At 42.2% G+C, this 25,862-nt stretch carries 14 protein-coding genes; all 14 read right to left on the bottom strand.

What is annotated here, in order from left to right; genetic code table 11:
- Positions 1 to 51: 51 nt before the first annotated feature.
- Positions 52 to 1,362, bottom strand: a complete 1,311-nt coding sequence (locus HPC41_RS22230; RefSeq protein WP_172396271.1) for a rhamnogalacturonan acetylesterase — start codon at positions 1,360 to 1,362, stop codon at positions 52 to 54.
- A gap of 264 nt (positions 1,363 to 1,626) precedes the next feature.
- Positions 1,627 to 2,694, bottom strand: coding sequence for a glycoside hydrolase family protein (locus HPC41_RS22225; protein ID WP_216660854.1), 1,068 nt, complete (start codon positions 2,692 to 2,694; stop codon positions 1,627 to 1,629).
- Positions 2,695 to 2,937: 243 nt separating this feature from the next.
- On the bottom strand, positions 2,938 to 4,305 hold the full coding sequence (locus HPC41_RS22220; protein ID WP_172396270.1) for an FGGY-family carbohydrate kinase: 1,368 nt from the start codon (positions 4,303 to 4,305) through the stop codon (positions 2,938 to 2,940).
- A 12-nt stretch (positions 4,306 to 4,317) separates the two neighbouring features.
- Positions 4,318 to 5,592: a sugar isomerase gene (locus tag HPC41_RS22215; RefSeq protein WP_172396269.1), complete on the bottom strand. Its 1,275-nt coding sequence runs from the start codon at positions 5,590 to 5,592 to the stop codon at positions 4,318 to 4,320.
- 81 nt (positions 5,593 to 5,673) lie between these two features.
- The gene (locus HPC41_RS22210; RefSeq protein WP_172396268.1) at positions 5,674 to 7,782 is read right to left on the bottom strand and encodes a bifunctional aldolase/short-chain dehydrogenase; all 2,109 of its coding nucleotides are present in this window, start codon (positions 7,780 to 7,782) and stop codon (positions 5,674 to 5,676) included.
- 23 nt (positions 7,783 to 7,805) lie between these two features.
- The gene (gene rhaT / locus HPC41_RS22205) at positions 7,806 to 8,882 is read right to left on the bottom strand and encodes an L-rhamnose/proton symporter RhaT (protein ID WP_172396267.1); all 1,077 of its coding nucleotides are present in this window, start codon (positions 8,880 to 8,882) and stop codon (positions 7,806 to 7,808) included.
- A 265-nt stretch (positions 8,883 to 9,147) separates the two neighbouring features.
- Positions 9,148 to 11,472, bottom strand: a complete 2,325-nt coding sequence (locus HPC41_RS22200) for a DUF5703 domain-containing protein (protein WP_172396266.1) — start codon at positions 11,470 to 11,472, stop codon at positions 9,148 to 9,150.
- Positions 11,473 to 11,478: 6 nt separating this feature from the next.
- Complete coding sequence (locus tag HPC41_RS22195; protein WP_172396265.1) at positions 11,479 to 12,900, bottom strand: sialate O-acetylesterase; 1,422 nt, start codon at positions 12,898 to 12,900, stop codon at positions 11,479 to 11,481.
- A gap of 18 nt (positions 12,901 to 12,918) precedes the next feature.
- Entirely contained in the window at positions 12,919 to 14,934 is a 2,016-nt protein-coding gene (locus HPC41_RS22190) for an aceric acid hydrolase (RefSeq protein ID WP_172396264.1), read from the bottom strand.
- Between the two features lie 5 nt (positions 14,935 to 14,939).
- On the bottom strand, positions 14,940 to 18,341 hold the full coding sequence (locus HPC41_RS22185; protein ID WP_172396263.1) for a glycosyl hydrolase: 3,402 nt from the start codon (positions 18,339 to 18,341) through the stop codon (positions 14,940 to 14,942).
- 145 nt (positions 18,342 to 18,486) lie between these two features.
- Positions 18,487 to 21,807 (bottom strand): glycoside hydrolase family 2 TIM barrel-domain containing protein, encoded by a 3,321-nt coding sequence (locus tag HPC41_RS22180; RefSeq protein WP_246250953.1) that lies wholly within the window; start codon positions 21,805 to 21,807, stop codon positions 18,487 to 18,489.
- Positions 21,785 to 23,944: an alpha-L-rhamnosidase-related protein gene (locus tag HPC41_RS22175; protein WP_172396262.1), complete on the bottom strand. Its 2,160-nt coding sequence runs from the start codon at positions 23,942 to 23,944 to the stop codon at positions 21,785 to 21,787. The genes HPC41_RS22180 and HPC41_RS22175 overlap by 23 nt, the downstream gene beginning before the upstream one ends.
- A gap of 131 nt (positions 23,945 to 24,075) precedes the next feature.
- Complete coding sequence (gene fucP / locus HPC41_RS22170) at positions 24,076 to 25,371, bottom strand: L-fucose:H+ symporter permease (protein ID WP_172396261.1); 1,296 nt, start codon at positions 25,369 to 25,371, stop codon at positions 24,076 to 24,078.
- An 11-nt stretch (positions 25,372 to 25,382) separates the two neighbouring features.
- Complete coding sequence (locus HPC41_RS22165) at positions 25,383 to 25,835, bottom strand: MaoC/PaaZ C-terminal domain-containing protein (RefSeq protein WP_172396260.1); 453 nt, start codon at positions 25,833 to 25,835, stop codon at positions 25,383 to 25,385.
- Between the last annotated feature and the right edge of the window lie 27 nt (positions 25,836 to 25,862).

Below are 25,862 nucleotides of genomic sequence, written 5' to 3'. Positions count from 1 at the left end.
AAAAAAGGCCGAACAAATATTGTCCGACCTTGCCATTATATCAATACAAAACTAATTGCCATCTGGTTTTACAACGCTATTAATCAAACTTGGTGGCCAATACCAAGTGTTAAAATCATCTGGTTGCTGCGGATCAAAGCCTTGAAAATCGACGATATGTTCCGTAATCGGCAACTGATTCTCTTTAATTCCTGTTAACACCATTTTTGCAATTTCATAAGCCCCATAGGGATTAAAATGGGTATTATCAGCTAAATCATGCTGTTGATTTGGGAAAGTATGGGCTGGATAGTGCACAAATGCTCTCTTGGATCCTTCAACACCCAATGCTTCGTAAAATATACTGGTTTTCTTATTGAGGTCGGTCAATGGTACTTGAAGTTCTGCTGCGACTTTACGCGCTGCATCTGGAAAATCACCTAGCGTATGGACCAAATGCCCCTGTTCATCAAATGAGCGTCGTGCCGTCGAAGTCAGAATAACCGGAATACCACCTTTTGCCCGAAATTCACGAACAAAGTAACGCAGCCGCTCGCTGTATCCCTTATATGCACCAGCATTTTCTCCTTTTTCCTTTTGATCATTGTGCCCAAATTCGATAAATAAATAATCGCCAGGCTTCGCAATAGAAAGAATTTTCGCCAATCTTTTAGAGGACAAAAACGAACTTAATGCCAATCCAGATTCAGCATGATTGGCTATCGCAATTTCCGCATCAAAAAAACGTGGAATCATTTGTCCCCACGAAGCCCAAGGTTCATCCTCTTGATTCACCACCGTAGAATTACCTGCCAAGAATACTGTAGGAATAGCATTAACCGATTCAATACGAAGGCTTGATATACAATTTGTTTGTTGAAACTCTAAAGTTAATTTGTCATCCCAGTCCAATTTTTGTTGCTCACGCGGCTTCTTTAATCCGACAATACCACCAGAAGCGATCATTGGGTCTTTAATGTGTACAATAAAGCTTTTCTTCAACGATTGCTGGGGCAATACTTGTTTATTTTCAATATGTAACCGTCGGGATTCAGACCGTACTGTACTGTTGTACGATTTATTCTGCAATCCATTATATGTAATGGTAATCTTATAGTTACCTTCTGGGACTTTTACGGAAAAATAAAATGGTTTGTCACTTAACAGCACTTTATTATTTTGATCGATAACGACATTCTTTTCTGTAGAAAACTCAAATCCATACCCTTTGGTATCCGTATAAGATTGTACTTCCTTTAAAGAAATTACAGTGTGGTCTTTCTTGGCGCCACCAAAGCGAAATTCCTTGACAATCTGTTCGGCAAACAAAATATGGCTACAGAATTGTATAAAAAATCCGATCGTTAAGATTAATCTCTTCATCTTTAAGTTTACAAATTAAGGACGTTCAAATATAGTTTTCCATTTCGATCCCACTACCCTGTGCTTACCTGTTCTTATCAATTCACGCATCTGTCGACAGTTCAGGACAGCTAATCAAACAATTATTAGCACCTTTAACCATCATATAATAATTGATATAATTATTCATAATTTTAGGTTTTTAATAAAAGGTTTCCTTACTCCCGTTTGGAAGCCTTTTATTTTTACATTCAAATAGTTCAACACTCGTTTACGCTCAATATATTATTTCCAATCTAAGGTACATTTGCCCAACCCATAGAATGTTTGCCCATTCTTTTTATACATCGCGGTGTATAATACTGTTAACGTACCGTCTTCTTCCTCTATCGCTCCCAAGGGTGTACGGGTAGCATGATCACCATCTTCTGCCCAAAGATGATCACCGGCCTGGATTTTCAGCCGCTTTTCTGAAGTCCAACTTATACCATCACTAGAAAGGCTATAGCCAATTTCCTGATCTCCCATCGAATCGAAAACTGCTAAATAACGTCCCTTTTTTAATTCCGTAACCTGCAAGTTTTCATTAAATATCGGAGATATTGGAATTGGATTATGACCAAGAGGCATACGCTTCCAAGGTCCATTGAGTGCTGTGGCCGTTGCCATTCCAAGCGGCCAATCTCCTTTTGGAATATGGGTATGCCCATCATAGAAAGCATACCAAGTGTTACCTACTTTGTAAGGATTAAATGCTGCAACTGCCTGTTGACCTTCCCAAGGTTGACTATTCTCGTCCGGCTGTAACACAATATCCATATCAGCATAAGGACCCGCAATACCCTTCTCACCTGGAACTACTGATTTTGCACGCCAAATACGACCGGCATAATCAAAATCGAGGACTTCGCCCTTTTCTTTATCACCGGCACGGTAAGAAACATAAAAAATATTCCATGCATTCTCCTGTTTATTGAATTCAACCGCAGTTACCCATACTTCAGAGCGCGGGTTAAAAGGGGATCTTTCAGGAATACTTTCCACAATAGTTGATTGTCTTTGCCAATGTATTGCATCCAAACTTGTCCAATAAGCAATACGCATGTCCTTATGGGGTCGATTGAACATCTCGTTAATGAACATGTGATAAGTTCCGTCAATCTTTACAATTTGTCCCGTTTCAAAACCAGCTTTATTCTCGCTTTTCAAAACATCAGGATGATCTTTTGTGATTACTGGTGTCGGATAGGTCGATTTGACAAACAACGTTTTTTGCGTTTGCGAGAAGGTTTTCGTAAAAAAACTGCTTGCTAGCATTAAAATAACACTATAAGCTATTGTTGATTTTATCATAGTTTCTGAAATTTATCATTTTACAATCATCAACCTGTGATTCCTTTTAACTTTTTAGAAATGTTTATCATTTCCTAAAATACATTGCTCTTTCTTATTCACTTTCTTCGAAAGGCCTTTAACCATTTTTACCGCAAGCAAATGGCTATGGTAATTAGTTAAAAATAAGGCCAGACAACGATTTGTCTGACCTCAAACGATAACTAATAAAAAAACTAAATCCTATTCAACTATAACATCGCACTAATGTGTTTGCTGCTTGGTTCTAAAATACCTTAACTCAATAATATCATTGGGAATCGCCCGGCTATTCCAATGATCATGAATCACTAAAGCAGCACCAAGTGCTGTTGCTTGTGCCATGGAGGCTCCAAACACTTCACTATTTGGAAAGGCTTGAGCCAGTAGTCCCATATATATGTGATTACGACTAAAGCCGCCGTCCACAAATATTCGCTGCACTCCGGTTTGATTCATGACAAGCATAGTCGCCTTCACTTGAGCCTTGACCAAATGCATCATTAGCACGTGATAAGCTTCAATATAATCGCCAAAATGACTCAGATCAATCGTGGAAAAAGCAGACAATTCATCTGAAATATCCAAGGCTTGATATTTTTCTATTATTGTCCAATCCAAATCGATCTGCTTAAATTTACCTGTGGAAATCTGGAATACCTTAGCAATACGTTTTATTTGTTCCTCATGCTCATATCCTGCAAATAGTCGTGATGCTTTCACGGGTTTCCCCGTATAGGTCATATACAAAAGACAGTCACTGTGAAGTTCTTCTTTGGTGAGCGGATCAATGTTGAACGGATTAAAAGAAATACACCAGGTTCCTGTCGAAATCAATATAAAAGGTTCATGAAAATTCAATAAATAAGGGATCAATGCAGACGAGCTGTCGTGCAAACCGCTACCTACGAGATAACCACTGCCCGGAAATGTCGCTCTGTAAAGACGATCTCCCTGAACGATCGGTGCCATTTTTTCAATAATTCCTGTATCTTCTACCCACTTATGATAATTATTTTTACTAAAATCCCATAACGCTGTATGACATCCAATACTTGTCATATCCGAATAAGCTTGCCCCGAGATCAGATAACTCAAGTATTGTGGAAGGTGTAGCGCCCACTTTACTTCCTTAAATACTGCTGGTTTAAGTTTTGACAGACGATAGACCTGTAGTCCTGAATTTAGACTACCTAAACTAGGTGATGATGTTTCAATTGAAAATTTATCCTTACCACCAAATTGCGCATAAAAGGATTCCAATAACTTTTTCGGATATTCTTTTAGATAATTATACAGGGGTGTCAATGGGCGTCCATCCTTATCAATGTACACAAAGCTTGCCCCATAGGATGTAAAATTAATTGCTTTAATTTCAAATTCCCCTTTTCGGAACACTTCATGTAAAGAATCAAATACTGACAGACGCAAACTCTCCAAATTCTCACAATGATCGCCATCCTCATCTACAGTCTCCAAAAAACGAGCCGAACGTTCAAATACGATTTGGTACTGCTCGTTAAAGAGAAATAATTTCTTGTTCGTCTTCCCAACGTCGAATATTGCGACTACTGGTATTGGTTTCCCCTTCATTCTTTTTCCCTATTACAAACCTGTAGCTACAGAATTTACTCCGCGTTCCTCGATAAGTTTACTGCGTAAATTTCCTTCATTGAACAATTGAACAGGATTTAAAGCCGCCCCACTTCTTAATCTAGCCTCAGCTACTAAGGGTCTAACATCTGTCCGGAATGCATCTTGCAATATCTCCTGGGCTTTCACAATATCATTTGCTTGCTGTGCCTGTTTCAACGCTTTACGATCGACCAGCAAAGCCTGAGCATATGCAATCTTAATCGCTTCAACTGACTGTAAAAGGTCTACCAATGGATCTTTTAAATTATGAGAGGCATCAATCATCCAACCCAGTCCGCTCGCATGATCAATACCTTTCACATCCATACCCTCGATCAATTCATTAAAGATCAAGAATAGCTGATAAGGTTTGATACTACCTGCAGTCAGGTCATCGTCGGCATATTTGCTATCATTGAAATGGAATCCGCCCAATTTGCCTTCCATCAACAATAAAGAAACAATTTGTTCAATATTTGCATTTGGGAGATGGTGTCCCAAATCAACTAATGTATATGCTTTCGGTCCTAATTTGTTTGCCAACAACAGGGATTGTCCCCAATCACCAATTGTCATGGAGTAAAAATACGGTTCAAATGCTTTGTACTCTACAAAAAGTTTCCAATCTTCCGGCAAGTGTTTGTAGATTTCCTGTAAGCTCGATAAGGTATTTTGGAAAGCTTCTCTGAAATTCAACTGTCCGGGGAAGGATGATCCATCGGCCAACCAAACTGTCAACGCTTTAGAACCAACTGCTTTGCCATAGTTGATGACTTCAATATTATGGTCGACAGCTTGCTGACGAACTTTTGGATCGACATGGTGTAGTGAGCCAAACTTATAGCTATGTTCCTGACCTGCCTGATCTTGAAACGTATTGGAGTTTACTGCATCAAATCCGATGTCCAAGGAAGATGCCAATGCTTTAATTTTTTCTGCATCTGAAGGGATATCCCAGGGGATGTGTAGTGAAATTGCTCCGCTCGATTTGTTAAGCGCATGTAGCAAGCCAACATCCTCTAGCTTTTGCTCTAAAGTACCCGGCTCACCAGCACCGGAAAAACGGCCAAAACGAGTTCCACCTGTACCTAATGCCCAGCTTGGTATGGCAATTTGAAACTTTTGAAGTTTATCCAGAATTTCATCTACCTTTGCAATATCTCCCGACACATAGTCAAATGCTCTTTTATGCTTATCTTTTAATTGGTTATTGTGCTGATCTATAATTTTCTTATCTAAAATCATGATTTAATGGTTATCGTGTAAAAATGCTAGGTGTCGCGCACATCTTTTCCCTTTCTGAACGCGACACCTAAGATATAAAAATTAGCGTACAAACGCCATAGCAACACCACCGTCAACGTTTAGAACATTTCCAGTAGATTTATGCAATAATCCACCGACAAAAGCAAAACATGCGTTTGCAATGTCTTCTGGAAGGATGATCTGATTCAAAAGCGTGCGTTTTGCATAGTAAGCTGGTAATTCAGCGACCGTGATGCCATAAGCCTTAGCGCGTCCCTCAGCCCATCCACCCGCCCAGATATTGCTATCTGAAATAACTGCATCTGGATTCACAACGTTTACACGTACTCCTGCAGGCCCTAACTCTGCTGCACATAAACGACTTAAATGCAATTGTGCAGCTTTTGCACTTCCGTATCCGGTGTTATTAGGACCACTAACCAAGGCATTTTTACTGACGATGTTGATGATATCGCCACCGATTGCTTGGCCTTTTAAGAGTGAAGTCGCTCCTTGAGTAACTAAGAATTGGCCTTTTACCAATACATTGTACAATAAATCCCAATCTTTCTCTGTATGATCTTCGATTGTCTTGGAAATCGATAATCCCGCATTATTTACGACAATATCGATACCACCAAATGCTAAAGCAGCATCTTTTAAGGCGTCCTTGATGGATTCCGCATTGGTTACATCAAGGATCGTAGCGATGACTGCATCTTTTCCAAACTCAGCTACAAATTCTGCTTTACTCGACTCCAAACGCTCTGTATTGATATCATTTAAGACAATAACAGCACCTTCTTGAGCCATCTTTTTGGCAATTGCTTTTCCGATACCGCCACCGCTTCCAGTGACCAAGGCAATTTTTCCAGACAAAGCTTTTGGCTTTGGCATACGTTGAAGCTTTGCTTCTTCCAGTAACCAATATTCAATATCAAACGCTTCCTGACGAGGCAAAGCAGTGTATTCACTTACGGCTTCGGCCCCTTTCATTACGTTGATCGCATTGGTATAGAATTCTGCCGCTACACGTGCCGTTTGTTTGTCTTTGGCAAAAGCAAACATACCAACACCTGGATACAAAACAATGACCGGATTTTTATCACGTACAGCTGGGCTGTTTTCATGTTTACAGTTTTCGTAATATTGTGCATACATTTCACGGTACGCTTCAAACAATGGCGTCAATTTCGCTTTTAGTTCCTCCACATTGTCCAGATCTTCTGATTTATCCAGATTCAATACCAACGGTTGAATTTTAGTTCTTAAGAAGTGGTCAGGACAGCTTGTACCAAGCGGGGCCAAACGTTCTAAATCATGTGAATTGATAAATTCCAATACACGCTCATCATCCGTGAAGTGTCCGATCATGTGACGTTCACTTGAACAGAAACCTCGTAAAACAGGAGCGAGTTTGGCTGCCTGTGACGTTCTTTCCTCCTTGCTCAAGCTAGTTACGTTCTGCCCACCAAATACAGGTGCTTTTTTGCCATAGTTTTGCTCAAGATACTCCGCACAAGCTTCGATTACATCCAAGGAATTGATATAACATTCGTACGCTGTATCACCCCAAGTAAATAAACCATGTGACCCCAACATAATACCACGGATACCTGGATTTTCTTCCAAGCAGGCACGCAATTGCAGTCCCAGATCGAATCCCGGACGTTGCCAGTCTACCCAGCCAATGGTTCCGCCGAACAATTCCTGCGTAATTTTTTTACCATCTTTGGCCGCAGCAATCGCAATCGCAGCATCGGGATGTAAATGATCAATATGTTTAAATGGTAAGAATCCATGTAAAGGCGTATCTATAGAAGGCGCTTTTGACGCTAAATCATAGATACAATGGTTAAATAACTCAACCATTTCATCTTCATGTTCAAGACCACGATAGACATTCTCCAAATTGCGGAGACGTTGCAAATAAAGAGCCGCAAGACCTGACTTTTTTAACGTTCCGATGTCTCCACCAGATCCTTTAATCCACATCACATCAACTTCTTCGCCTGTCAACGGATCTTTTTCCACAACTTTACAAGACGTATTACCACCGCCATAATTTGTGATTCTTAAATCTGCACCTAGAATATTTGAACGATATAACAACAAAGCTACCTCATCACCACGAAGTGTTTGAGCTTTCTGATCGTCCCATAAATAATTGACATGTTTGTACGTTTTCACTTCTTCTATATTTTGTTTTAATATTAATTTTCTAATGTTTTAGCAAATCCCACGATACAAATGGAGATGATAATTGTCACGATACCAGCTATTATGGAACGATAGGTAGGCCGATCTACACCTTTCCATTCTTTGAGTACCACACCCCAAGCATTTGATATCAAAATGATAAACGCCATATGCAATATCCAAGAACTAGCTCCATTACCCAAGCGGCTTTCGCCCATACCGTAAAAGAAAAACTGTAAGTACCAAGTCGTTCCTGCTAAAGCACATAAAAGGAAATTTTTGCCTTTCGGTGCATCCGATTTCGTATAATCCGAAAACGTTTTGTTCTTGATCAAAAGGTAAAGACACCATAGGAAATTAGTCGTAAAACCACCCCATAAAATCACAATGTAAGTGACATTATTTTGGTAAAGAAATTCACCTTGATTTGGATTAGTAGACTTCCACAATATATTTGCCACATCAGCCATGGGCTTTCCCGCTTCAATACCGAAATTGAAACAAGCACTCAATATTCCTGAAACAATAGCCACAACGATCCCTAAACCAAAATTATAATCGGACTTGCTTTCTGTGGATAACGTGGATAAGTGTTTTTCTTTTGAAACACCAGCTTTACCACATAGATAGACACCAAGCACACAGACCAAAAGTCCAAGAAGGATACAGATACCCGATTTGGTAGTGAAAAAATAATCTATGCCATGTTTGCCCTCGGCCTTATTGAAAAAATAATAGATGCTGGGCATCAAAGAACCAAAGACCATGCTAAGCCCCAAAATAATGCTGCTACCTAACGAAACGCCGAGATAGCGCACACCAAGACCGTAGGTTAATCCACCAATTCCCCAAAGTAAACCAAACAAAAAAGTATAACCTAATATGGTGTTATCTGTACTTTTAATAATTTCAGCAAAATTGGGGATGGTTAACATCGCCGCTATAGGCGGCACAATAATCCACGAAAAAAGCCCCCCTAAAATCCACATGGACTCCCAGGACCATCCTTTTACTTTTTTGTACGGCACATAAAAACTTCCCGAGGCGAATCCGCCTATGAAATGAAATATAACTCCGAAAACTGCATTCATATAAACGTTATTTAGGTTCTTAGCAACTAAGTTAATTCATTGGTTTTTTAGAACTGTTATGCACTGTTATGACCTTCCTTCCATAAAGGGTCAAAAACACAAACTGGGCTACCCAAAATAATGGACAGCCCAGTTTTATTTATTTAGCCTTGTATTTTTTGCAAGGTAGGATTCACGCATTCATAAAGTGTATACTTTTGCTCCGGCTCGCAATGCTTAAATCAATTCATAAGCGATAATATATCTTTAGCAATCCACGAATAGCTTATTTTAAGAGGTTGATAATAGCTGTTTCCCGTTCTTTTGGAAAAACTTTTAGATCCAATAATTTACCATCCTTTAACCTCCCTTCGACGGTGGTCTGCCCGGGAGCATGCAGCTTAAAATCCACATCCCAATCTTTGGGCCATGCCGGAAAAAGGTAAATTTTATCATCCACTACCTGCAAAAGCATTTCCTGTAAGCCGATCATGCCCGAACCGCCCCAGTTATGATCCGGAACCCAGTCAAAGCCCGGCCCCCAAAAGGTTGGAAATCGCCGTTCTGCATTTTTGAGTTTCGAGACAGTCAATTGCTTCGCTTCGTCCGTCAATCCCAACCGTGCGGCAAAGATATTATGCTGCTTCCAGCCGATATGACTTTTGAATTTAAGCACATCGGGATCATAGGTATAGGTATTGAGCGCAATATCCATGTCGGGTTTACCAATACCGTAAATTCCCCAGGGATAAACGCCATATAGCTGTGGCGATTCGGTATTGTTGATCCGGGCCCATAGCTGTGCTGGCGCCAACATTTTTTTGCCTCCAAGTTCACGTTGCGGCAAAGGCGGGATTCTGGTCAAAAGACCCTGAAAATAACTACGTGATTCTGAATTGACATAAGTGTCGGGCAATGCCAGCAATCCTTTAGTTACCTGTTGCAAAGCCGCAATCGTTGTAGCCGAATTATAAGCCATTTTATACGTTTCCGCAGCAGATCCGGGATACAAGATAAGATGACCTTTGTCATCCAGCACCTTGCTACCTCGTCGACGTGCTCTATATTGATAATGCTCGTCAAAAAAACGCAAGGAGCTCTCGATAAGCGGTATATAAGCCTGAATATCGGATTTATTGTAACGTTCGGTTTCCAGCATCATCATGCAGAACTCCAGTACGGTATCCCACTCATATTCCAGCCAAGCATTATATTCTAAGCCCTTATCGAAATCTTTTGGACGTTTCCAATTGTATTCTGCTGGATTGGGTAAACCAAAATTTTCAATCTGCTCCGTAAAGCTTGCACCGGAATGACCCCAATAAAATTTGGATCGCCATTCGGCATTTCCCAAAAGGCGTTGGTAAAACTTAAATTGTGCCGGCATTAGATCAAAATCGCCGCTCTTCAATAATGGCCAATAGACCAAACGCTGATTTTGTGCCGTATAGGTACCTCCACCCCAATTACGAAAATCCGGTGTGAACTTAAATGTACTATCAATCGTGACGGGGTCATAGGTGAATAAACCGCCATTAAATTTTGTTGGATAATCGCCGTAAGCATTACACGCTAGCATAAACCGAAACAACTGATAGTTTCGGCCAACCTGCCAAGCTTCATTATTGGGATCTGTTAAGCCAGGCTGGATGACGATATGACTTCTATCCCAAAAAGATTTCCACCAGGATTCTGTCGCTCGTTTGAGCGATACAAAGGTAGGTTTGGGTGTAGCCAGATCCTCCAGTGCTGTTTTCCAGTGTTGCAAGTCTGCTTGTTGCCCTACATGCAACGTCACTTGAAGCGCGTGATTGGTCTTTGCCGCTTTACTTTTGAGTATCCAAGATTGGTACGGCGTATTCATATAGGTCCCTGAACGCTGGCCAACGTATTCAAAATCCTCACCTTTTAAAAGACCGCCTGAAATCCTGTTTTTCAAGGGATTATATAACGAATCTTTAATGGTTGTCAGACCTTGTTGCTCGACGACAAGGTCAAAGGCCGTAGTGTCTTGATTTTGATGATAGAAAATAATATTGTTTGCTTCTGCCACAATCTGATCCTTATGCGTTACCACTGGTTTTGGCGGTGCCCACTTCCAAGAATTCGCATTATTTTCCTTCTTCTTAGGAAACAGATCCTGAAAACGCCAGCTCTCGTAAGCTGCTTCCACCTTGATCTTCCGATTGGCACTGACTTCGAGATGTACATTGGGATTGAATACATCTACCCAAACGACTACTTCGGCCTTAACACCTTTGTTTTCTCCTTTAAGGATAATATGGCCTTTATCCAACTGCAACTCCTGTTGGAATTTCCCATCCGCAAAGGGGTTGGGATACAGATGAAGGCGGAGACGGCCGAGCTTCAATAAAGTATTATTCTCATCAAACGCACCTGTCTTCCCCAAATACAAAAGTAATTCGCCATTCTCCACCCAAACATTCAGCCCGATATCTCCCCCCCCTACAGGCATGGATTCAGATGAATTTTTGCTCTGTGTGGTCCAAGAGACGTTGTAGTCCTTCCAATTGAACTCCTGTGCCCCAACTGGGCTTAAGAAAGCAATTATCAGAAGTAGAATACCTATAATCCGTTTTTCAATCATCATTTCTGTTTACCAATCGTCCGTTCGGAAAGAGCTTAAGGGTAGTCCATTTGCCCCAAACACGTCTCCGACAATGAAATCTTTAAAAGCGTAACGCACAGCCACTGGTTCATCAACTTTTGGTGACGCCAATACAATAGTCTTTCCTTTCAAAACAGCATTAGCAGGATAAAAAACCTGATCTTTACCCGCGATTTCAAAAGTTTTCACCTCTTTACCATATGAGGTCAGGCCCAAAGGTGCATCCTTGAAAGAAAGTACGGCAGTACTTCCTTTAATTTCTAACTTTTCATAAACCGGGCTTTTGAGATTTAGTGTACTAAATCCATAACTATCATGCAGTGCAAGGTAAGCCAATCGCTCACCACACTGTTGTTTATGGGATGGGTGGATGCAATTTTGTTCGCCCAAATCCAAGGTGACCGCCATTGCGGAATACGGAATTTTGTCCAATGATTTACGTTGTGCATCGCGTAGATAGGCCGAATTGTATTTCCCACCAACATGATAAGGTGGCAATGAAGCGTAATCAAATGGAGCAATTTGCGTAAAATAAAAAGGAAGTTCATGATTTCCCCATAAGGATCGGAGTTTTTCGACCATTCTTGGAAAGAGGATCTCATACTGATCCGGACGTTCGTAATTGGACTCACCCTGGTACCAAATGATACCACGAATGCCGTAACCGGCAATGGGATGAATCATACCATTGTATAACATGGTCGGCACGCGGTTTTTATCTTTCAAGCCTTCCTCTTGTTTGGGGATCTGTATATCTTTCTGATCCGCCAGCCAAGATGCCTCCATCCAGGCTTCAATGTTTGAACCGCCATAGCTGCTATGAATCAAGCCGACTGGCACACTTAAGGTTTTGCGCAATTGTCGACCAAAATAGTAGGCCGTTGCACTAAAACCAACTACAGACTGCGCTTCAGCTTTTTTCCAAACACTTGGTTTACTATCAGCTGCGTGTTGCAACAAAGGATTGCGGGGAACGGTATAGATACGCAATTGATCGTCTTTGGAATTCATTATTGCTTCTGTACTACCGAGGATGGGTTGTCCTGGGTAGCCTTTCAAAGGCATTTCCATATTCGACTGGCCCGAACACAGCCAAACTTCACCGATTAAAATATCGTGCAGTTCAATCACATTTCTTTCTGAGACCTTGATCTGATAAGCTCCACCTGCTACTGGCGTTTGCACTACAATTTTCCATTGGCCAAGCTTGTCCACTTTCGCTTGATATTTCTGCCCATTCCAAGAGGTCTGTAAGGTTACTGTTGTTTGGGGGTCTGCCCAGCCCCAAACAGGGACTTTACTTTGTTGCTGCAGCACCATTCCATCGGTAAAGAGCGCCGATAAACGTACATTCGCCTGGCTACTCAATTGGGCCAACAGTAACGCGATCGCAAAAAAACAAGTTTTCATCGTCATAAATTTATCGCTTTAAAAAACTGGCATCCAAACGCTCATATCACCAAATGTACGGTTTCCCCAAGCAAAATAGGGTACTAAACGTACAGGGATAGTTTCAGGCTTTCCATCGGAAGTTTTACGGTATAGTGAATTCCATTTCCCGCTATTTGTACGATAGGCTTTTCCTTCCAACAAGACAATATCCTGTCCCAAGATATTTTCATTTCTCAGCGCGAACTGTTCGCCCTGTTTCATTTTCAGATCAAAGATATTGACATCCGCAGCTACGTCTTGCTTTTCCAGACAGTAAACCACAGGACCCCGCATAACCGCAACCTGATTGCGGGTTTCCTCGACCAGTGGATTTGACTCCATCAAAGAAACTTCCATAGGAAGACTAATTTCGATGCGATCACCTTTTTTAAGTGATCCTGCTAAAAGGGCATAGCCTTTCTCGATAGGTACTTCTACTTTTACCTTATTTTTCCATATTTCTGCCTTTCCAGCCCAACCCGGTACCCGTAGTTTCAGCGTATAGTTGGAAGGAAATTCTTTTAGGGTGAAGGTGGCGGTTCCTTCCCATGGGTAGCTGGATTCTTGTACTATGTTGATATGTTTGCCTTGATATGTTGTATTCAATTCATTTCCGCCATACAGGTTTACCGCAACAGCATCTGTGGATAGTCCGTAAGCATAGTTGGCTACTTCTGCAATCGTACGAACGATATTGGGTGGACAGCAATTAGACAATGAGATATAAGGAACCCGCTTTTTAGACCAGCGCTGCTGGAATGGAAGATCGGATGAATAACTCAATGGATTGGTATACAAAAACTTGTCACCATCTAAACTAATCCCTGACAGTACACTATTATAGAGCGCCAATTCCAATACGTCGATGTATTTTGCATCGCCTGTGAAATTAGCCATGCGCCAATTCCACAACATATTGCCAATATTTGCACAGCTCTCATTATGCGCAGTTAAGTTGGGCAATTGATAATCCCGTCCAAATGCCTGGTGGATTTTCTGTACCTCACTGGGATTATAGGAAGTTCCGTCAGGTGAGGTACCATCATACAGCGATCCCAGACCACCAGTAATGTACATCTTATGCTTGGTGACGTCACTCCAAATTTCAAAAAGGCGGTTGCTCAATGTGGTATCTGCAATCTCGGCACATAAGTCGGCAACTCCTGCATAGAGGTAGCTTGCCCGCACGGCATGTCCTGTCGCTTTATGCTGTTTGCGGAATGGGATACGGTCCTGATTGTCGTCAGTACCATCCTCAATCTCACCTTTAATATCGATCAAGTGCTTGGCAAGTTCAAGGTATTTTTGATCTTTGGTCGTCCGATAAAGTTCTACAGTACCCATATAATGAGAGGGACAGATTGCGTTTCGGGCCAAGGTCGGATTGGATTTTTTATAAAATCCATACAGGTAGTCAGCTGCTTTGATTGCGATATCCAATAACTCGCGTTGTCCGGTCGCACGATAATGTATACATCCTGCAGTCATCAAATGCCCGATATTATAGGATTCAAAGCTCAGCCGATCTTGAAACTCAATATTTTGTCCCGATCGCTGCTGGTCAATTGTCGCCTTGGTATAAATATAGCCATCGGCACGTTGCGCTTTGCGGATAACGGGAATAACTTCATCCAGCATGTGAAGCAGCTTTTTATCTTTTGTCTGTGCATAGATTGCGCAGACAGCTTCCAATGTTTTGTAAAAATCGCCGTCATGAAAGGATGGCCCTGTATGTTCTCCTTTCTCCAAGCCTGCCGCAATTTCGAAATTCCGATAGGCGTGACTGATGGAAGCATCAGTATAGACGTGCCAAAGTTGCGGCACCATCTGCTCATAGCATGACTTTGTACGATCGGCCCAAAAACCTTTGGTCCATTGCACATCCCCCATATCTACGGCTTTCTGAACAGCATAGGGGCTCGATCCTGTATTGGTAATTGACTTTTCTTGCGCCTGTCCTTTCCAGGCAAATGCGGCAGAAAGGGCGATCATGATTAACTTACGCTTCTTCATTTTTTTTATTTTTCATCTAACCACAGCAAGTCAACTTTCCCTTGTAATCCGGAAGGTAATAAGCCTTTGAGGAACTTGTCTGACGCTGTAGTCTGTATTTTCTTTTCTACTGTTGTATTCTCTTTTTCATAAAGGAAACGGTTCCCCCATGTATTATAGACCTTGACCTGTACTTTATTATCACCTTGCCGGATAAAATCAGTTACATCGATCTGATAAGGTTTGGTCCAGACAACCCCAGCAGACTGTTCATTGACGAAAATTTCAGCCATGGATTCGATCTCTGAAAATTGCAAATAAGCACGCTGTTTTTTACCAATTTCATGAACACGCAACGTTGTCTCATAGCTTCCCGATCCAGCATGATATTTAATGTCATCGTCTGCACTGGCTGTCCAAAACTGAGGCTCTTGCTGTTTAATTGCTTGCTTGCCGGACAGCCCATCAGCCGTAAATGACCAGGGTCCTGTCAAAGCTGTTTTTCCGGAGTATTGATAGGTCGGTATATCGATTTTTTTATCGCTGGTCAATACAAAGCCAGATTGATAAGCATCAAACGATAGTTCAGCCACTGTCCTATCGTTGATCACTTTAAACGGTAAAACCGCTAGTTTGTCGCTTACAGGATCGTAACGGTAGGCATATTTTTCTTTTGTCCGTAAAGATAAAGTTGCCTTTTGCGCTAAACTATCTTGATTGGCTACAAAAAACAAATCACCACCATCGAAACGGCGATGGTTCCAGGAGAAATGTGGATTACGCCCTTCGTTGATCAGCACATCGGGAGCAATATTTAGCGGCTTAAAATCTTTCGCTTCATAGTGGCCAACAAGCACACGGCCTTTGCCGAATTGTTTAACTTGTATTGTTGTATTTGTAAATGGTTTGAGGTCGCTGAATAATTCTGCGAGCAAAGCGCGATACTGTTGTGCTTTTTCGTCCGTCAGTTTGCCACGCCATGTCTTTGGTATATCTTGGAAGAGCACCGTAGCCCCTTGATTGACAAGACTCCTGATGCGTTCTAGCGTACGAAGGGAATATTGACTGCCATTTGGATTCAACGCAGTTTTGCCTGGCATCACTAGAATAGAATAAGCAATATGATCCGCAAAAATCACCTTACCGTCTAGCACCCTAGTCTGGTTCCAAAGTGCATCGGGATTGAAGGAATCGTAGGCATAGCCGCTTAGTGGATCGACCCAATCTTCGGGTCTATACATATTGGCTCCTGTAGTCACACCCGCAACTTTTTGTAAGGGTAGGCCGATATTGGCCAACAAAGAATCTGTCCGATGGACACGGCTTTCACCGATAATACCAGGTAACACATCGACCAAAGCACTGGGGAGTACAGACCTTCGTGGAATCTCCTCACCAATAAACACGGCTACATCGCGTACAGGTACCCCGTATTGCAATAGCTGCTGTGAACGGATCGCATAATTGACCCATTCTTTAGCGGGTTTCCACCAGGTTTGATCGCGTTGAAAATAGGTACCAATACCATCCATGGTCATGCCGGGCTTGCGGTCCATCCAGGGATTATGGACATACACATGGTAGACCAGGTTGTTGATCCCCAAGGTATAATTACGATCCTGAAGACTTTTCAGGAGCCGTGGATGTTCGTCCCATTGGGCCCGAATCTGGGTAAAGGCTTCGGACATGGTGACCTGCTTGCCATAAATATGGCTTCCTGAGATGGCATCCAAGATATCCGCAGGTTTATCGTGCGAAGGGCTTCTGAGCCAAAACTCACCCATTGGACGATCGGTTGAAGCAAAATGGGCTAGCCCGTCACCGACCATCACAGGAGCCGTGGCTTCGGCCGTAAATTCGACACCGTATTCATCCGCTTTCTGACGTAGTGTAGCATAGCCTTTCTCCTGCAACAGCTCACTGATGGTCTGTCTGTAATCTTGCAAAAAGGCTTCGGAATCTTCTACACTATTGACGAAACAACCCGCTAAAACTGGTAAATAGTCAGTCAGGTCATAACCCCGGCGTTTTAAAAACTCATCCGGAAGACTACGGGTCCAGTTTTGACTACCGCATTCCCAAGAATCAATATGAAATACCGTGAGGACTTCTTTAGACAACTGTGGATCCACATGCTTTTTGGCTGCTCCAAACCACTGATCAAATTGAAAAGCAACTGTAGTAGCGTCCAATTTATCACATTCCAGCCCCTTTCCAGCCCCAGCAGTTTCATTTTTATGACCTGTGGAGGTATGTCCAAGACGCAATATTTTCCACTTTCCTGCTGGTAATGTTAAGTCTACACGACCTGCTTGGTCTGGCCTAGGCAAACGGATAAGCTGCTGTTGTCCGAAAACAGCTTCCTTGGCAACAGCGCTTGGGTCGGATTTTTTCCCAACACGCCAGATCTCTCCTGTCTTGCCTTCGATCTGATTAACCTGTGCATCTTCAAACAGACTGATTCCATTTAATTTTAGGGAAGGTTTCCATTTACCGGAATCAAGATCTTCGGCTCCCGGTTCACTTCCTGTAGGATCGTATACAAAGCGAAAATATTTCGCTTTGGTGTAGGGGATCAGATGTGTTACGCCATTATCCCAATCCAACCAGCCCATTCTTGGGGATTCTAATTGTGTGATCTTCCGAAAATTTAGGCCATCATCGCTGGCCCAAACTTGCAAACGGTTTGCTTGGTAATTGGATGCTGTCCATTCAATTTTCAATGAATTGCAAGGGAAAGGCTGTTCGAAAGCATATTGGATCCATCCTGCTGCAGCTGCTGCAAAATTTTGTTTGTTGCCTCTTTCAGCCAATCGTTTTAGATCTTCGCCATAGCTATTGGATACGTGGACCTTCTCCGTAAAGCTCTTTCGCGGCGAATGTGTCAGTGGCATTGCAAATAACGCAATATCCTCGTAATAGCCCTGTTGGGCTTGTGGTTGTGGCAACTGAATATTCCGCAACCGCTTCCCCTTGCTATCGATTATGGTATCGGCATACACGACTTTCTGCATCGACTTCTCGGGACTGATCCACGGTCCCCCCGCGGTTGCAAATCCATCATTGGGCAATAAAGCTATTTTTACTCCGTATTTTTTTGCTTCACGGACGATATATTTGAACATATCCCACCATGCTGGTGTCAACGTCTCTGTTGGCGGATCGAAAAGAGGCGGATTGGTTTTGCCCTTGATCGGTGCTAGATAGGCTCCTGCGATCTTATTTTCTGCCATCGCTTTCAGATCCGCAGTAATCCCTTCCTTGGAATAACTGGCATGCATAAAGTACCAAAATACCCAAGGTTTTGCCTGTTCAAACGAATGTTGATCCAAAGGAACTAATGCCGTTGGAATACCTTTAATCTGTGCATTGCCGCTCAAACAGCCAAAAAGAAGACTTGTCCCTAATAGCAACTTAATCCTCGTCATATCTTATCTTGTTCTTTAAAGCTATCCAAAAAGGTTGGACAGCCTATTTCTTTCAATTTTGAATGTATCTCCCTTATCGCGTCATTTCAACTAGTCGACTCTTACAGGATTTAACTTTTTTACAGGATATCTTCCTGCTAATCTTTTAATTAGATTTCACAAAATCCTCGACCGATTGTTTCAAATCCGTCGGAATCAAATAAAAGGAATAGTTGTAGTCTTTTGCCGGAATTTGATATTTTTCCAACGGTTGCGACACATCTGTCCAAGTATCATTTCCGCCAACACCTATCTGTTTTAAGTCGACATTTAAGGTAATCTTATCTTCTTTTTTCAATTTAAACCAGTGTTTTGCTTCGACGATTGCTTTTTGTGAATAAGGCCATGCACTCATATACAGCGGCTGCTCGCCGATAACCAAGAGTCCAGCATTTTTATTTTGGAGGTGCATCCAACGAACATCCATCCGATTTCCATTCTCCTGCGGATAAAGATAGTGTTCCATGAATTGATCGATGTTCATATGATAAACACCGAGATCAAAACCATAGGCACGATCAGGGTAGTTTTCCATTGGCCCTAGGCCATAATATTGGATATCTTCAAATGTAGGATTGATCCCCATTTGAAGTCCTACTTTCGGGATATTAGGTAACCCAGCCTTCACCTGCAGCTGGTAGTTTACCGATACAATACCTGGATTTTTCACCGTATAGATCACTTTTACCTGTGCAGAATCAGCTGCAAGGGCATACAGTGTCTGTATTTCATACCCTTGATCTTTTTCCTGCGCGTTTACCGACACTACTTTTGGTGTGCCATACCAATATTTTAGTTCTTTATCTGGTTTCCAGCCCCGGCGGTCATTGTCCGTAGCCGGCCGCGTAAAGTTTGGGCGAATGGCATCTTTGATTATTTCCTGTCCCTTGTAATTAAACGCAGTCAAACTTCCAGTCGATTTGTCAAAGCTAACCTGAAAGTTTTTGCCTGCGATCTGATACTTATCGGCAGTTTCTGTTTTGATCAATTGACCTCCTTTGTATGATAAAGGTCGTAGGACATTGGATTGTTCCTGCAATCGAACCTGCGATGAAGAGACGACAAATCCTGCTGGTCCCCATGCTGTCGCTTCCCGTAAACGAAATTGAATATCGAGCTGATATTCCTGATCTGCGGCACGCTTGAAAGGTAAATATTTGGCAAAGCTTACCTGTGCAGAATCGCCTGCGGCCAGATTCATGGCCGATATAGGCACTTCTTTCACCAGCAGCCCATTTCTGCGGAATAATAAGACAGCATCATAATGATTTAGGTTGAGCACCGCTGATCTATTTTTTACTTGTACCGTGGCCTTTTCTGGATCAACCAAAGTGACCGCTGCAGGCTGATAGATTCGTTTATTCTCATACATCGCCGCTTTTGGTCGCCCCCAGGCATCGGTGATACCATTCAAACTAAAAGCGCCATTGTGTACTTTTTCGCCAAAATCACCACCATAGGCCAATACTTTACCATAAACGGAATCTTTGCGAATCAAGGCCTGATCCTTATAGTCCCAGATAAAACCACCGATCAAACGGGGATGGGCACGAAAGATATCCCAGAAATCACGAATGTTACCGGTCGAATTGCCCATGGAATGGGTATATTCAACAAAGAGGATCGGGCGATGGTCGCCATTGTCCTGATTTAAGAGTAATGAAGGAGTAAAAATACCGGGATAGAACCGCGATACCATATCAACATAATACTGATCCTTCACATTTTGAATCCGGTGCGAGTGATCGTTGGATTTTGGATAACGTGGGTCCGAAGGATCGATATAACCCGGTAGTTGGTGGCTTCCCATTGCTGGTTCGTAATGTACAGGACGTGTGATGTCGAAATCATGGATCCAGGCAGCCATCGCGGCTGTATTCGGACCTCTTCCAGATTCATTTCCCAACGACCATATGATAATGGAAGGATGATTCTTGTCCCGTTCCACCATGCGTGTGACACGTTCCTGAAGTGCCGCCAGCCAGGAGGGATCGTTCATGAGTTTTCCACCAAGTCCATGGGTCTCCATATTAGCTTCATCCATCACCATAATACCATAACGGTCACAGAGCTCATAGATGTAGGGATCATTCGGATAATGAGAAGTCCGGATAGCATTAAAATTAAATTGTTTGATTTGGCGAATATCCGCTTCCATATCTTCCCGTGTCAGTGCCTTCCCGCGTTCAGGATGGTGATCATGACGGTTGACACCATAGAGGTAGGTCGTTTTACCATTGATCAGGAGTTTGCTATCGTTTGGAGAGAAAGCAATGCTCCGAAACCCTACTTGACAGGTCTTCGCTTCGAGCAAACGATTTTCTTTGTCGTAAAGCGTCAGTACCAAACGGTAGAGATTAGGTTCTTCCGGCGACCATTTCTTTGGATTTTTGATCATCGTTTCCAATAGTCCAAACTTCACATTATCCAATCTCGGATAGATTTCATCAAAGATAACCGACGCATCTTTTTCCAATGGTTTGTCGAGAATAGGTTTATTATTGCTATCATACAACTGTGCTTTTAGCGTAAAACCGTTGATACTGTCGCCTGAAAAATTATCAACTTTTGGACGAAGCGAGAATTTGGCATCTTGATAATCAGCATCTAAAGTTGCCTGCCAATGAAAATCAGCAATACGAACTTTTGGCTCGGCCATCAAAAACACCTCCCGGTGAATACCGCTCATGCGCCAATGATCCTGATCTTCTAGATAGGAAGCATCGCTCCAACGCAAGACTTGGATAGAGATGCGATTTTTACCTTTTTTAAGATAGGGTGTGGCATTAAATTCAGATGGCAAGCAGGAGTCTTCCGCATAACCTACGTATTTGTCATTAATCCACAACTGATAGGCAGAGATAACACCACCAAAATGTAAGGTAATATTCATTCCATCCCATGATTCGGGCAATTCGAACGTTTTTTGATAAGACCCTACACCATTGTAATCTTTGGGAATGCGCGGCGGATCAATTGGGCTAAATGGATAGACTGCCGAACGGTAAATGGGAATATCATAACCTTTCATCTCCCAATTGGAAGGCACCTGGATTTTGTCCCATCCCTTGACCTCGGATAAATGAAAATCTTGCGGTGCATCCGCCGGTTTGAAGGCAAATTTAAAATCCCATTCGCCATTTAAAAAAAGCATCCGTTTGTTTGTTTCTCTTTCATTCTTCAAGGCTTCTTCAAGCGTGGCATAGGAATATCCTGTCGCACGTGAGGGGTCTCTATTGATGGAAGTAATCATCGGATTTTCCCAAGGCGCGGCAATCTGACCATTCGGTACCGGTGGGATGACCGCTGGCTTACCGTCTACCGTTTGCGCCTGTACTGAAATCGCAGACATCGACAGCAACAAGGCAACACTCAGGTTGGACACGACTATTTTTTTATATAACCTAGTATTTGTAATCGACTTCATATGCTATTCCTTTTTCCAAAACGAGCTCATAGTCGTTTCCTGAGATATGTTTTACTTGACCGTGTTTCACGCGTGGAACAACCTTGCTCCGCAGTTTTAATGTCCCTGTTCCAACAGGTGATTTTACCTTGATCTTGTTTTTCGACACGTAAAGTTCAATCTCACCCTTTGGTGTTGGTATTTTTCCCTCCATCCACGCTAAGGATGCCAAATAGGGCTTGATTTCGTACTGCGAATAACCCGCAGCCGTTGGTTGTACACCAAGATAATACTTGCCCAGCAAATAGATCGGGCTTGCTCCCCACGAATGACAAAGGCTCTTACCAAAATCTCTTCCATACATCGCATAGTGCTCGGCTCCTTTTTTTGCTGGATTAAATTCTTCCCAGAAGGTCGTCGCACCAAGTTTTAGCATACCGCCCCAATAGTCTTTCATTTCTTTCATCACATAGTCCTTTTCACCAAGTGCACACAAAGCTTCAAGTTCGTAGTAACGCATATAAGGCGTGGTAATCTGTTGTATCTGATCATTTAACAAGACATTAGCCTTCACGCCTGCCTGTTGCTGTTCGTTCAGATAATTAAAGAAAATCGCAAACATATTGCTGTAGCGTGTCACGTTATCGGTTTGCTTACCATCAATACGGCTATGTGCAAAAGCTTTTTTCTGATCGTTCCAGTAATAGGCAAATAGTTTATCTTTGAGTTGTTGAGCTTCTTGTTGATAGTGTTGGTTGTCTTTCGGCTCGCCAACCAAGTCGGCACACATCGCCATGGTTTCGAGACTGCGGCACAGCAATAATTGTTCAAAGCTCACTTCCCCTTGCTTGCTGAGACCTTCGGCCCAGTCAATAAATACCCAATCGCCAGCTAAACCTTTCATCAAACCATCGCTATTTCTTCTATCCAAACAAAACTGCATCAGACTTTTCATACGTGGATAAATGCCTGCTATAAATTCTTTATCACCGGTATAACGGTAATAATCGGCGATACTCAAAAACCAATAGAAGGTATAGTCCATAATGGTGTTGATATGGCTGATTGTAGGCTCTTTACCCCGTAAGGCTAAAATCGTTCTTTTGACTGACTCGGAATCAAATCCCAAATAGTAATTCATCGCATAAGATTGATAGGCATCACCGCTCCAAATCCAGCGATCGCGTTTGATACCGTCAATGAAAAACTCACGTGTGGTTAGTTCCATGGTATATTTGGCAACATCCCATATCTTGTTTAATTCATTATCGGAACTACGAAAGAATCCGCGATCTGCCACTGGTAAGTATTCATATTCCATGGATATTTGATCAAACTTTACCGATCCTTCGGGTTCTAAATAAACAAAGCGGAAAGCTTTGGATAGATCAAGTGTACTATCTTGTGGCTGTTGATTATGTACCTCAAGTAAATCGATGGTCTCACTGGTTTTCGTCGAAAGTGCTTCCTCTCGGGATTCGCCATAATAGATGTTCAGGCGACCTGTCCCCACCAGCTTATGCAGGGTAAGAAAACCAAATGTATTTTTTCCGAAATCGACCAAAATACCATTACCTTGTTTTTCTTGCGAAAGCGCTTGTTGTGGTTTCACGGGCAATTTAAACGTGGATGGTCGAGCTGTTGGTCCGTTAAAGTTCCATTTACCGGCCTTAACATAGCTTGTTCCAGATTGATCAGACGCTTTACCTGTCTCGTCAATCCATTCCTTATCTTCATAGGTTGCGTTCCAATCGCTATCTGTCGTTACGTTTTTTCCTGCAACATACAGCGCGGGAACATTTCCTTGATTGTAAACTTTAATATTGATTTTTTGCTTTCCCTTTTGAAGATGCACTTTAGCAGGTGCCCCTGGAAGCATTTTCCCGTTGATCTTGACATTATATTTGCCTTCGGCATAAATACTGATTTCTTCATCAGCAGGCAAATCAAATTCTTTACTGAACTCGACAAGAACATAGTGACTATCCATCTTCCAAAACGGAGGAAAGAAGGTTCCTCTGTCCGTACGACGATTTTGCATGTTGTTGCTCAACCACACTTCATAATCTCCAGGATACCAGATCCAGGTACTTACCTGTTGTGCAAATGTTGTCGTTGTTGCAATTAAACAACCTATAATTAAAATAATTTTATTCATATTCGAATCATTGTTAATCAATTCACTAACACCAAAACCAACGTTAACTTCGGCGGTATACGTGTTTTTCACTAGTAAAACACGCGCTATATATTTTCAATTGCTCACTAAAATACACGGAGAGACACAACTTAGGCTTTTGCCGGTTTATATCCTTTCAGTGCAAACCATAAAATAACAAGATAACAGACCAATGGTACACTATAACCAATCTGCGTATTATCATGCAGCGCATCAATAATATTTCCGGTCACAAAGGGAAATACGGCTCCACCAACAATTGACATAATCAACCAGGAAGAGGCTTGTTTCGTCTCGTTTCCGAGTCCAGCAATACCCAAAGAAAAAATCGTAGGAAACATAATTGACATAAAGAAACCAAGTCCACCTAGCGCATACAAGATGGCCATACCTGTACCCGAAATGGCTACAGTTGACAATATAGCGCAACAAACAGCATAAATAGCCAATAAACGCTGGGCTGTCGTATAACGCAACAATAGGGTACCGACGAAACGTCCGCCCATAAAGAGCAAACCATATACACCTAGGAAATACCCAGCAGTCTTCTCATCGACACCGGCTCCCTGCTGTGCCATACGAATAAAAAAACTGGTCACACAAACCTGCGCTCCAACATAGAAAAACTGCGCGATTACAGAAAAACTCAAATGCTTATGTCGAAGTACTGCAAATAAACCAGACTTTTGTGTTTTCTCCCCTTCCGTCTTTTCACCCTGAATTTCAGGTAGTTTAACAAACAAAAAGACTAGTGCTACGACTAACAAGATTAAACCTAATATCAAATAAGGCATTTTTACAGAAGACGCTTCATGAAGCAAATACGCTAACCGATTGCTCTCCGTCATAGCCGCCAGTTCCGTTTCTGAATAGCTCGTACCCGACAAAATAAAGGTCGTACCTACAACTGGAGCGACCATTGCCGCCAATCCATTAAAGGAGGCCGCCAAATTAAGCCGATGTGTTGCTGCTTCGGGCTTACCCAAAACTGCAGCATACGGATTAGCCGCTGTTTCCAATAAGGCTAGTCCACAACCAATAATAAATAATGCCAGCAAGAAGAGCTCATACATACGGTGATCTGCCGCAGGGATAAATAGAAATGCACCTACGGAGAAAGTAACCAGTCCTATAATAATAGACAGTTTATACCCCCATTTGCGTAAAACATACCCCGCCGGCAGTGCCATAATGAAATAAGCGAAGAAAACTGAAGTATCAACCAGTGCCGATTGGCTGTTATTCAACTGACAGGCTTTTTTCAAATGCGGGATCAGAACGCCATTTAAATTATGGGCCATACCCCATAAAAAAAACAGGCTGACAATCAGAATAAACGGAAGCAGATACCCCTTAGTAGAAGCTGCCCCGGTTAACTTAATCGGTGTCTTTGTACCAATTTCCATGTGATAATAGGTTAAATTGAAGCTTCCTTGCGTTTTGCCAATAGGATATGGTCTGCGACCAACACCACCTCACCATGTTGATTGATAATTTCAACATGCTCAACTACGGTACCGAATTCAGGCTTTTTTGCATCGGATTTTTCAGAAATAGTCACCTCAGCGTGGATGGTATCGCCAATAAATACGGGTTTGACAAAACGAAGACGATCGTAGCCTTTGGAAAATGCTTCCGGATTAATAACTGAGGCCGTCAGTCCGATACCAATCGCAAAGATCATTGTTCCGTGCGCAATACGTTGTCCAAAGGGTTGGGTCTTGCACCATTCCGCATCGAGGTGATGTGGGAAAAAATCGCCTGTATGTCCGGCATGAACAACAAAATCTGTTTCGGTAATCGTGCGGCCCAATGTTGTCCGTTTATCGTTTAATATATAGTCTTCAAAAAAAATAGATTCGAAATGCATAATTTAATTTATTGTTGGTTTTAAGGC

This window comes from Sphingobacterium prati (assembly GCF_013167215.1).
Lineage (GTDB): Bacteria > Bacteroidota > Bacteroidia > Sphingobacteriales > Sphingobacteriaceae > Sphingobacterium > Sphingobacterium prati.
The sequence above is the reverse complement of the archived record's forward strand: the minus strand, read 5'-3'. Positions and strand labels throughout refer to the sequence as shown.